Origin of the sequence: Spirosoma utsteinense, from assembly GCF_014282275.1 — a bacterium.
Taxonomy (GTDB): Bacteria; Bacteroidota; Bacteroidia; order Cytophagales; family Spirosomataceae; genus Spirosoma; species Spirosoma utsteinense.
Genome location: NZ_VFIA01000001.1, coordinates 99,952 through 112,533, shown reverse-complemented (window position 1 = coordinate 112,533; position 12,582 = coordinate 99,952). Strand labels below are relative to the sequence as shown.

The 12,582-nt window shown below is 54.4% G+C and carries 5 protein-coding genes; all 5 read left to right on the top strand.

Going from position 1 to position 12,582, the window contains the following annotated elements; all coding sequences use genetic code 11:
* Positions 1-134: 134 nt before the first annotated feature.
* The 5 genes from FH603_RS00425 (at position 135) to FH603_RS00405 (ending at position 12,548) form a co-directional block, all read left to right on the top strand.
* Positions 135-3,194, top strand: a complete 3,060-nt coding sequence (locus FH603_RS00425) for a SusC/RagA family TonB-linked outer membrane protein (RefSeq protein ID WP_186734917.1) — start codon at positions 135-137, stop codon at positions 3,192-3,194.
* A 31-nt stretch (positions 3,195-3,225) separates the two neighbouring features.
* The gene (locus tag FH603_RS00420) at positions 3,226-4,794 is read left to right on the top strand and encodes a RagB/SusD family nutrient uptake outer membrane protein (protein ID WP_186734915.1); all 1,569 of its coding nucleotides are present in this window, start codon (positions 3,226-3,228) and stop codon (positions 4,792-4,794) included.
* Between the two features lie 71 nt (positions 4,795-4,865).
* Positions 4,866-8,201: a VCBS repeat-containing protein gene (locus FH603_RS00415; RefSeq protein ID WP_186734913.1), complete on the top strand. Its 3,336-nt coding sequence runs from the start codon at positions 4,866-4,868 to the stop codon at positions 8,199-8,201.
* Between the two features lie 211 nt (positions 8,202-8,412).
* On the top strand, positions 8,413-11,616 hold the full coding sequence (locus FH603_RS00410; RefSeq protein WP_186734911.1) for a TonB-dependent receptor: 3,204 nt from the start codon (positions 8,413-8,415) through the stop codon (positions 11,614-11,616).
* A gap of 68 nt (positions 11,617-11,684) precedes the next feature.
* A complete protein-coding gene (locus FH603_RS00405) occupies positions 11,685-12,548 on the top strand; it encodes a glycerophosphodiester phosphodiesterase family protein (protein WP_186734909.1) in 864 nt (287 codons plus the stop codon).
* Positions 12,549-12,582 lie beyond the last annotated feature (34 nt).

The following is a 12,582-nucleotide window of genomic DNA, read 5'->3' as shown; positions in this document are numbered from 1 at the left end:
TGATTTGGGCCACAAAGCCATTGATATTTGTATAGATTAGAACTTATCAAATATTGTTTTGCACTTTGTTACACTAAACTTCTTTCACTGACTACCTTCATTTTTTGTATCAAACCCTCTAACTCCCTTCGACTATGCACTTTTATTTACGGTGTTTACGTGTGACCTGCCTGCTGGTCTGCCTGGCGCTGCCTGCCTTATCCCAAACGTTAGTCTCGGGACGGGTTACGGGCGAGCAGAACGACGGCATTCCCGGTGTTACCATTACGATAAAAGGGACCAACCGGGGAACCACAACCGATGCAGGCGGCCTGTTTCAGGTCAACGCGGCTACGGCTGAGACGCTGGTATTTAGTTACGTTGGCTATGTTACGCAGGAGGCTGTGGTTAACAACCGGACCACCTTTGCCATTAAGCTGGCCCCCGATACCCGCAGTCTCGATGAGATTGTGGTAGTGGGCTACGGCACGGTCAAAAAGAGCGATCTGACAGGGTCTGTCTCAACCATCAAGGCCGAAGCCATCAAGGAAATGCCAGTCGTTTCGGTCGACCAGGCGATTCAGTCGAGGGCACCGGGGGTGCAGGTTACGCAAAGCTCAGCCGCTCCCGGTGGCGGTATTTCTATTCGGGTTCGGGGAGCCAACTCCATCAACAGCGGGAGTGAGCCGCTCTATGTCATCGATGGCTTCCCCATGTATCCCGACAATGCGGCTATTGGCACGTCGGGAAACCGGCAGGCTACCAACGCCATGGCCACCATCAACCCCAATGAGATCGAGTCGATCGAAATTCTGAAAGATGCCTCGGCAACTTCTATTTATGGGTCGCGCGGCTCCAACGGCGTCGTGCTGATCACGACCAAACGCGGCAAGGAGGGCCAAAGCCGGGTCGACTACGAAGGGTCCTACTCGGCCCAGACTATTGCCCGGAATATCGATGTGCTCAACGGAGGTGACTACGCCCGCTATCTGAACATTCTGGAACGAAGTCAGGGCGGAAGCCCCCGCTTTACCGACGCGCAGATCAGCCAGATTGGCGCGGGTACCAACTGGATGGATGCGATTTCGCAAACGGGTGGCTTGTCGAGTCATCAACTTTCGTTCACGGGCGGAAACAAAGCCATGCGATATGCTTTCGTAGGCAATTACCTGGATAATAAAGGCGTCATAAAAAATACGTTCTTCAACCGGTACGGATTCCGGCTGAACCTCGACAATGACTTCCTGAACGGGCGGGCTACCCTGAGCAACAGCTGGTCGTTTAACCGGACAGGCAGCAGCAACGTACCCACCGACCGCGGTGGGCCGGGCGGCATCATCATCACAGCCCTGGGTCTCGACCCCACGGTTCCGGTCTATAATCAGAATGGAAACTATAACTACCCAAGCTACGACCAGCGTTTTAACATCAACCCCCTGGCCGAAGCTCAGGAAGGGTATGACCGGGACAACATCAACCGCCTGTTCGGCACTACGGCCCTCACGATCAATATCGTGGAAGGATTGAAATTCCGGACCAGCCTGGGTGCCGACCTTGTCAATGCCAACCGGACGACCTTCTACAATTCCTCTACCTTCACCGGACGGCAGTACAGCCGTCAGCTGGAAAAAGCCAACCGGAATGTCAATAGCCTGCTGAACGAAAATATCCTGAGCTATAACCGTCAGGTAGCCCCTGGTCATAACCTGGATGTTACCCTGGGTTATACCTACCAGGTGGAAAGCAACCTGTTTACGGCAGCCGCCACGCGGGACCTTCCCTCCGATGATCCCCTGTCGGTCAATATGCAGAATGGCAGTAAGCCGCAGATCCCAACCTCGGGGCGGCAGGACTGGTCGCTACAGTCCCTGCTGGGCCGGGTAAATTACAACCTGAAGGATCGGTATTTATTCACGGTAACCTTCCGGCGGGATGGATCCTCGAAGTTCGGCCCTAACAACAAATGGGCTACGTTCCCGTCCGGAGCCATTGGCTGGCGGCTGGCCAACGAACCCTTCTTCGTAAATTCAGGCCTGGGTAAGGTCTTCAACGATGTCAAGTTCCGGGCCAGCTACGGCCTTACGGGTAATTCGCAAATCCCCGTATACCGGTCGCTGGGTGGGCTGGTTCCCTTCAACTACGTGCTCGGCAGTGGGCTCGTGGCGGGCTACGGCCCCGACCGGATTGCCAACCCCGACCTCAAATGGGAAAGTACGACCATGCTCAACCTCGGCCTGGACGTAGCACTGCTCAACAACCGCCTGTCGATGACGTTCGACGTCTTCAGTAACAAAACCACCGATCTGTTACTCGATGTTTCCATCCCGCAGAGTACGGGGTTCAGCACCATTATGCTCAACTCCGGCTCGCTCTCGAACAAAGGGATTGAGTTCTCGACCAATTATAAGATCATCAATAACAAGTCGTTCAAGTGGGACATCAGCGGAAACATATCGCTGCTGCGCAATAAGATTCTGGATTTGGGCACCAGCACCCCGTTCTTCGCCAACAGCACCAGCGGCCACCTGGGCGTATTCGGAAGCTGGGTCGAAGCGGGTAACTCAATTGGCGTATGGAAGGGCTATAAATACGTAGGTCAGTTTCAGACCGACGAAGAAGGGAAAAGCTTTGCTGCCCTGGCCGGTTATCCAAAGTACGAAGACGTGAATGGCGACGGTAAGTACTCGGCCGATGACTACGTGATCATCGGCAACCCGAACCCTAAATTCACCTGGGGATTCAATTCAAGTGTGAAGTTCCAGAACTTCGATTTCTCGATCTTCTTCCGGGGTGTTCATGGGAACGATGTCCGAAACCTGCAGCAGTCGGAGATGGGCGATGGCGTTCAGAAGATCAATCAGGTAGCCAATATCCTGTCCGACTCCTGGACCCCGACCAACACCGGAGCCAGCCGCCCCATCATCGATGGCCGCCGGGATTTCATTTCTTTTCGCCGGTCTTCGTTCTTCATCCAGGATGGCTCCTTCGTTCGGCTCCAGAACATAGCGCTGGGCTATACGCTGCCGGTTGTAAGCAAATACATCCGAAACGCCCGCCTTTATGTCAGCGGTCAGAATCTGTTCCTGATCACGAAATACAAAGGCTTTGACCCCGAAGTGAATAACCAGGGGCAGAACAACCTCAACCGGGGTGACGATTACGACGCCTATCCACGCGCCCGGATGATGACAGTCGGTGTAAATCTTGGTATATAATCCGGTCCATTTTTCAATTCTCAAGACACACATGAATCGTATCTTATCTCCACGAATCAAGTACCTGCTTACCCTATCGATGGTAGTTGTTGGTATCAGCTGTTCCGACTTAAAAGAAAATCCGGATTTCATTAACCCGGACACATTTTATAAGTCGGCAACAGAGCTACAGCTCGGTGTTAACGGCATTTACGACGATATCAACTCCGGCTTCTCCGGTTACTTTTATGACCGGTACGTATTCGAATGCCTGACAGGCGAACAGATCGGATGGGAAAAAGGCCCTTTGCAATACAACCTAGGCAACGTGAACCCCGCCGATGAATACATCGAAGCGTACTGGTCGATCAGCTACCGGTCTATTAACCGGGCCAATGCCGTTATCGAAATAGCCGATGGCATGAAAGACCCCAGCAACGATGCGCTGGTGAAACGGCTCAAGGGGGAAGCCCAGTTCTTACGGGCCTTCTATTATTATGGTCTGCTCAGTTACTTCGACAATCCGCCACTGACCATCAAATCTACCAAAGGAATCAGCGAACTGCCCACCAATGCGGGCGGCAAACGGGCGGTCATCGACCAGATTTACGCCGATGCCAAAGCCGCAGCGGAGGTGCTGCCCGCTTCCTACAGCGGTCCCGATATTGGGCGGGCTACAAAATGGGCGGCCAAAGCCATTCTGATGAAAGCCCAGTTGTGGGACGAAAAATGGGCTGACGCCAAAACCACTGCCGACGATATCATCGCCAACAGCGGCATTCAGCTGTTCGACAACTTCGGATATAATTTTGATCTGGCCCACGAAAATCAGGGTGAACGCATGTTCGAAGGGCAGGTTTCGGCTGTTGCCAACGCCAACGAATACAACGTTCACTCGGCCCACTTCAACCCCGAAGATTATCCGAGCGACCTGGGTGGCGCGGGCTGGAGCTGGCTGAGTGCTACCCAGGAGTTTCGCAGTGCATACGATCCCAAAGACAAGCGCATCGATGCTACCTTCATCGAGTCGTACCCAACGGGGCGGCTGGGGAAAGTGAACGGCCAGTACCCGATGGTGAAATGGAGCCCCACCGCCGACTTTAACCTGTCGCGGTTTGGGGGAATTGTCAAGGCCGACGCCAACCCAACCGATCCGAAGCAACTGGTTTTCGGGAAAGCCTGGTCAGGGAAGCTCGTTGAGCTGGGCACCAACTGGACCAACACCGAGAAGAATACGATTTACCTGCGGCTGGCCGATGTGCTGCTGGGGCATTCGGAAGCCTGTAACGAAAGCGGCCAGGGCGACAAGTTCATGGGCGTCAACAAAGTACGGGCCCGGGCCGGACTAACCCCGCTGGCCGGTCTCAGCCAGTCGGCCCTGCGCGATGCCATCATTAAAGAACGGATGCAGGAGTTCATCTTCGAACAGGTGATGTATCCGGAATTACGCCGAAAAAGCAAACCCGGCGGGCAGCCCGACTACCTGGGCGAGCGGATTAACCACTACATTACGAAGTATACCGTTGGCCGGACCCTCAAACCCCGCGATTATGTCCTGCCCCTCCCGCTTAAAGAATTACAGGGTAATCCGAATGTGACCCAAAACGAAGCGTGGAAGTAAAAGTAAACGGATCAAAAAAGGGCTTTTGTAAGCCCTTTTTTGATCCGTTTACTTTTTGCTACATTCCCACTATGAAATACGCGCTATGCCTGTTGGTGCTGCTCCCGTTACTTGCCTGCGAACAACAACCGAAGACGCTGTTTACGGCCCTGCCCGCGTCGAAAACAGGGGTTCGTTTTACCAACACCATCGCCGAAAACGACTCCTTTAACCTGGTCGATTATTACTATGTCTACAACGGTGGCGGGGTAGCCGTAGGCGACCTTAACAATGACAATCTGCCCGATTTGTATTTCACGGGCAATCAGGTACCCGACCGGCTTTATCTAAATACCACCAGACCCGGCTCAGACGCCCCCGAGTTTAAAGACGTTACCGAAGCAGCTGGCATTACCAAAGGCGGCTGGTCGACGGGCGTAACGATGGCCGACGTGAACGCCGATGGGCTGCTCGATATCTACGTCTGTAAATCGGGCAACTACCCGGGAAGCGGGCGCAAAAACCAACTGTATATCAACACCAGCAACGGAACCGCTGGGTCGCTGCGTTTCGAGGAACAGGCCGAACGCTATGGCCTGGCCGATACCAGCTACACAAATCAGGCTACATTTTTCGATTACGACAAGGATGGCGACCTCGACCTGTATCTGCTGACCAGTACTAACCTCATCCGCAATCCAAATCAAGTCACACCTGTTATCGCCGATGGGTCAGGGCTGGCCAACGACAAACTGCTGCGCAACGATTCCAGTACCGCCGGGCCCCGCTTTACCGACGTTACGATGGCCGCCGGTATCGTTCACGACGGGTTCGGGCTTGGGCTTGCCGTGACCGATTTCAACCAGGATGGCTGGGAAGATGTGTATGTGGCCAACGACTTCCTGGCCAATGACTTTCTGTATGTCAACAATAAGAATGGCACATTCACTGAAGTCGGCAAATCGTATTTTAAACACCACAGCCAGTTCTCTATGGGTTGCGATGCCGCCGACATCAACAACGACGGCCTGACCGATCTGGTGGTTGCCGATATGCTCCCCGCCGACAATGTACAGCGCAAGAAGATGGCCGGTCCGGCTAACTACCAGCAGTTCGAGAGTACCATTCGGCAAGGCTACCATCCGCAGTTCATGCGAAATATGCTGCAGTTCAATGGCGGCAAAGCCCCCGACGGACGGATGGTCTTTTCGGAGATCGGGCAGTTTGCCGGTGTCCACAGCACCGACTGGAGCTGGTCGCCCCTGCTGGCCGATCTGGACAACGACGGCTGGCGCGACCTGTTTATCACGAACGGGTATCTGCGCGACATCACAGACCTGGACTTTGTCTCGTTCAACGACACCTTCGCGCAGGGGGCGAACCGAACGCCCGAGGCCGTAAATCAATACCTGCGGCAGGGCGCTCCGAAGATGCCCACGATCAGCAAGGTGAACCGTTTTTTCCGGAATCGGCAGGATCTGACCTTCGAGGATGTAACGGCGGCCTGGTTCGGCACCGAGCCATCCCTGTCGAACGGCTCCGCCTACGCCGACCTCGACCGGGATGGTGACCTGGATCTGGTCGTGAACAACATCAACCAGGATGCGTATATTCTACAGAACAACACGCCCAAAAAACACTACCTGCAACTCCGTCTGGAGGGGCCATCCCAAAATCGGTTCGGGTTGGGTGCCGAGGTGGCTGTCTTCACAAAGGGATTGACGCAAACCTACCACCAGGCCGTTACCCGCGGTTATCAGTCGTCGGGCGATTACATCATCCATTTCGGACTCGGCTCCGCAACGACCATCGATTCGGTCAGGGTTGTATGGCCCGATGGCAGGACCCAGCGCATAACGAACCCACCCGCCGACCGACTCCTGCCCATGAACTACCGGCAGGCAAGCCGCCCGGCCGCCCCCAAACCGGCAAACGAGCCGTCGCCCAGGCTGCTGACCGACGTGACACGCTCCGCCGGAATAACGTTTACGCAGCAGGAGGAATCCTATCTGGACTACAATCAGGAGCCCCTGCTACCACATAAATTTTCCCAGCAGGGACCTAAGCTAGCCGTTGGCGATGTCAATGGTGATGGGCTGGACGACGTATTTGTCGGCGGATCGTTCCGGCATTATGGCCGCTTGCTGATACAGACCGCAACCGGTCGGTTTACCGAAAAAGCCTATACCGACGAGTCACAGCCAAAGGATGAAGAAGATGTTGGGGCGCTCCTGTTCGATGCCGACAAGGATGGTGATGCCGACCTGTACATTGTCAGTGGCTCGAATGAGTACTATGATGGATCGGTCTATTACCAGGACCGGCTTTATCTGAATAATGGCAAAGGAACGTTCACAGCTGCTTCCGACCGGTTGCCGCCGATTCGACACAGCGGCTCGTGCGTCACCGCCGTAGATTTCGACAACGATGGCGACCTGGATATTTTCCGGGGCGGGCGGCTCCGCGCCTTGCAGTACCCGCTGCCGGGGGAGAGCTACCTGCTCCTCAACGAGGGAGGCCATTTCCGGGATGCCACCGATGCGTTGGCCCCTACCCTGCGTCATACCGGCATGGTGACGGATGCTGTCTGGGCCGATATCGACCGGGACAGCTGGCCCGACCTGGTGGTAGTTGGCGAACTGATGCCCGTCACCCTCTTCAAAAACAACCGGGGCCGTCTGGCACGCTGGCCGGTCGACGCCCTCACCGACTCTGAAGGTTTCTGGAACTGCATCCGAGCCGGTGATTTCAACCGCGACGGCCGTATCGACTTTATCCTTGGAAACCTCGGCTTGAACAGCCGCTATCGGGTATCACCCGCACAGCCCATGCGCGTTTACGCAGGTGATTACGATGGCAATGGACGGCTCGATGCCATCATGGCCTACTACCTGAATGGGATCGAGTACCCCGTTGCATCCCGCGATGAGCTGGGCCGGCAGCTACCCGCCATTAAAAAGCAGTTCACCAATTACGCCCGGTATGCCAGCGCACAGCTTTCCGATCTGCTGTCGCCTGAGCAGCAAAAAGCCAGTACTATTTTTCGCGCCTGTCGGCAGCAGAGTACGTTACTGCTGAATACCGGCACCGGTTTCCAGTTAACCTCACTCCCTGCCCTGGCGCAGTGGGGGCCCATTCAAAGCCTGCTGGTCGAAGACATCGATAAGGACGGCAATCTCGACGTGCTGGCGGCTGGCAATGCTTATGACACCGAATCGGTAGCCGGGCAATATGATGCGCTGACGGGGCTGGTGCTCAAAGGCGACGGACGAGGCCGGTTCAGGCCGTTGCTGTTCCCGGAAAGCGGTTTCCTGGCCGATAGCGATTGTAAAAGTATGGCTGGCGTAACAATGGCCGGAGGCAAACGGCGTATTTTAGTCGGCTCCAACCGGGGGGCATTGACCGTCTTCGAGGTAAAAAAACGGTGACCTTCAGCCGACTGGCGCGTAGGCCAGCCAACACCCCGCAGACCAACCAATAACCTAAGTTAGTCTATGATCAAAGGTTGATACTATTAACTTATTACTTTTTTCTGTCTGTTTTTACGCGGAAAAAGTCACAAATTGATCACAATTCTATAACACCCTATTAATTTACTTACACTCTCTTTGCAGCGTAAAAATCTACTTATTCTGCTGCATGAAAAAACACCTATTTACTTTACTGCTACTGATAGTCTTTGCTTGTATTGGCATGAACAAAACAGTAGCGCAAACCACTCAGGCCTCTATTTTAGGGGTTATTTCCGACAAACAGAAAACAGCGCTTCCGGGCGCTACGGTCCAGGTTCGAAATGAATCGACCGGCTTTACAACAGGCACTGTTACCAACGTACAGGGTGAATACTCCTTTAAGGAATTACCATTAGGCGGACCTTATACTGTTACCGTTAGCTTCATCGGTTTTGGTGAGCAGAAACGGACAGGCTATTTCCTCAACCAGGGCGATGCGATCCGGTTAAACCTCGGCATGGAGGAAAACGGGCAAACGCTGGAGGTGGTGCAGGTAGCTGCGTCGGGTCTGAAGAACAAAGTAGACAACCTGGGAGCCGCCACGGCTATTTCGGCCAAATCCATTGCGGCCCTTCCGGTCAACGGGCGGAACTTCACATCGCTCATCGACCTGTCGCCCCTGAGCAGAGGGGGCAGCATTTCAGGCCAGCTTGGCTCATCGACCAATTACACCATCGACGGTATGACGGCCAAGAACCCAACTTCGGCGGGGTCGACTACGAGCCGGAGCGGGGCACCGTACTCGATTTCGATCGAGGCTGTGCGGGAATTCAAAGTAGTTACCAACCAGTATGACGTGATTTATGGCCGCAGTGGTGGCGGTATCGTCAGCGCGGTAACCAAGGCCGGTACCAACAAACTAAGCGGCAGTGCCTTTAACTACACCCGCGCCAACTGGCTGTCGAGTCAATTTGACATTCGGGGTAACAAACGTATCGCCAAGTTCGCCACCAACCAGTTTGGGTTTTCCCTCGGCGGGCCGATCATAAAAGACAAGCTGCACTTCTTTGTCGTGTGGGATCACCAGCAGGACTCACGCCCGCTGATCATTGCCGACGTACAGTCCCCGGCCGACGAAACCCGGTTCAACGTGACCCGGACCACCCTCGACCGGTTCGTCAATATAGCCCGCAGCCAGTATGGTGTGGCCAATACCCCACAGTACGGATCGTTTAATAAAACCCGCGGATCGGATGCCGCTTTTGCGCGGATCGACTGGCAGATCAACGCCAAGAACTTACTTACGATCCGGGATAACTACACCAACGACCGCAACAAACTCGGCTTGCAGGATAACACGGCGGTGAATCTCTATGAGTCGTACGGCAACGACTACAACATCGATAACAGCCTGCTGGCAACGCTGCGTACCTCGGTCAATCCCCGGTTTACGAATGAGCTGAAGCTTCAGCACCTGTATACTTACCAGAAAAGCAGCCCCGGCGATCAGCTTCCGGCCGCTAACATTCCCCGGAACATCGTCGAGAACATAAACTCGTCCATCGATAACGTCACCCGATCGACTAACATTCAAACCGGTGGACATCGCTTTGCGCAGGAAGGCTTCGACAATAACGTAGTGCAGCTGGTCGATAACGTGTACTATAATACCGACCGAATCCAGTACACCTTCGGCCTTGACCTGATGTATACCCGGGCTCATTCATTATACGGCAGCGAGGTAAACGGGCGCTTCCACTACACCGTCGATGCGGCAGCAGGGCTGACGGCACTGGATAAATTCGAGAAGTTACAGCCGTATCGCTACTACCGGGAGGTGCCCCTGGTGGCCGACCCGAGCGTAACGGGAACGACGCTGAATGCCGGTCTGTATGGCCAGATGACTACCAAATTGACGCCGGGGCTGGAAATGACCGCCGGTTTGCGGTTCGATGTGGCCCGTTACCCATCGTCGCCCCTGAACCAGGTGGTGTTTGACGAACTCAAGCTGAGGACCGATAATAAGCTCAAGTCGTTCGTTGTGCAGCCCCGCCTGCAGCTGACCTGGGATATCAACGATAACCACACCGATTTTGTCCGCTTCGGCGGGGGGGTGTTTGCCTCTGATATCAACAACTACGCCATCATCAACAACCTGACCTTCGATGGCAAGCACCTGGCAACGGTAGATGTCCGGGGAGCCAACGTGCCAACGCCTGACTTCGCAGCTTACCGGGCCAATTACGGCAGCATCCCTTCCCTGGCGGCTTTTCAGCTTCCTACCATTAACATGACCGGCCCCGATGCGCAGGTTCCGGTTCTTTACAAAGCCAACGTGTCGTACAGCCGTTACCTGACCGACAAATTGAAAGTAGGCATTGCGGGTTATGCGTCACTGGGCCGCCATAATTACATGTACGTCGACCGCAATATGGCAACCGATCCTTATTTCCGACTGGCGAACGAGGATAACCGGGGCGTTTATGTACCGCTCAACACCATGCCGGCCAATGGCTCAGGCGACTGGCTCCAGGGCCGTATCAGCCAGAAGCTAGGGCGTGTGCTCGAATTGAACAGCCAGGGAAAAGTGAACCAGTTTGCCGTAGTGGCTGACGCGACCTACCAGTATTTCAGGGACGGCGAGTTTACGGTAAGCTACACCTGGAACGACACCCGCGACAACACGTCCTACAACGGAAACGTAGCCAATACGGCGACGCTTGTTCTACCGGTGAAAGATGATCCGCGCGATCTACGGAAGATGTCGTACTCCGATAACCAGTTCCGTCATAAAGTGGTGGTGTATGGCACGTTACCAACCTTTTTGGGCGTTACCGTCGGGGTTCGTTTTTCGGGCATAGGCGGCACACGGTATTCCCTGTTGTCGGGCGTGAACAGCAATGCTGATTTTGTGGCGGGCACTAATGATCTGGCGTATGTTTTCGACAGAAACAATGAAAGTGTTCCGGCCAATGTACGGACGGGTTTACAGGCGATACTGGATAACCCCAACGCGAGCCAGAGCATTAAAAATTATATCAATCAGTATTCGGGCCAGATTGCCGAGCGAAACGGCGGTATCAACGGGTTCTACGGTGTTTTCGACCTGAGAGCCAGCAAACGGGTACGGCTCTATAAAAACCATACCATTGATCTGTCGGTCGATGTGTTCAACTTCGCCAACTTGCTGAGCCGCAGCAAAGGCGTGAACCAGTCACTCGGCACCCAGGCCCTGTATGCGCTGGGCATACCGGCTACGGCTACGACACCGGCTGTCGCCGGATTCAGCCAGGCCAACCAGCGGTTCGTATACCGGGTAAATACCGCCGGTGTTGTTACCCCATCGGGCGACCCGTTCCAGCTTCAGGTGGGTCTACGGTACGGTTTCTAATTAATAAAGTGGGGTCAGATACAACGCTCTGACCCCATGATCAACCGAAAAACAGCGTACAAAAGACGATGAAAACGATAGTACTGGCCAGCCTGATGCTGTGTTCCCACGTAATGTTGGCTCAGGCCAAATTTGACCGGCAGGGCCACCGGGGATGCCGGGGCCTGATGCCGGAGAATACCGTTGGTGCCATGAAAAAAGCGCTTGATCTGGGGGTTCAGACGCTGGAACTGGACGTGGTTATTTCGAAAGACAGGCAGGTTGTTGTCTCGCACGATACCTACATGTCGTCGGCAATAGCGCTGAAGCCGGATGGCAAACCGGTTACGGCGGCCGAAGAAAAGCAGATCAACTTATACGAGCTGACCTATGCCGAACTGAAAAAGTACGACGTAGGCAGTAAGCCGCATGCCGAGTTCGCGCAGCAGCAGCACTATGTGGCCTATAAACCCCTCCTGAGTGAGCTGATCGATTCGGTAGAAACCTATGCAAAAATTAAGGGACTACCGATGCCGGTGTACAACATCGAGATCAAGTCATCACCCAAAACCGACGGTGTATACCATCCCGAACCACAGGCATTTGTCGACCTGATTATGGCGGTTTTACAGAAACGGAACCTGGGCAATCGGCTCACCATTCAATCCTTCGATGTGCGGCCGTTGCAGTTACTCCACAAGCAGTTTCCGGCTATAGCGCTGTCCTTCCTGACGGCAAACACAAAATCACCCGCCGACAATCTGGCTACGCTGGGCTTCACGCCAAAAACGTATAGCCCCTACTTTAAAACAGTAACGGCTGAAACCGTACAGGCCTGCCACCAGCAGAACATGCGCATCATTCCCTGGACGGTAAATACGAAACCCGAAATAGATACGCTGGTACAGCTGGGCGTTGATGGCATCATTACCGATTACCCCAACCTGTTCTGACAACCTTCATCCGATTAGTTTGTCGTTAACAAAA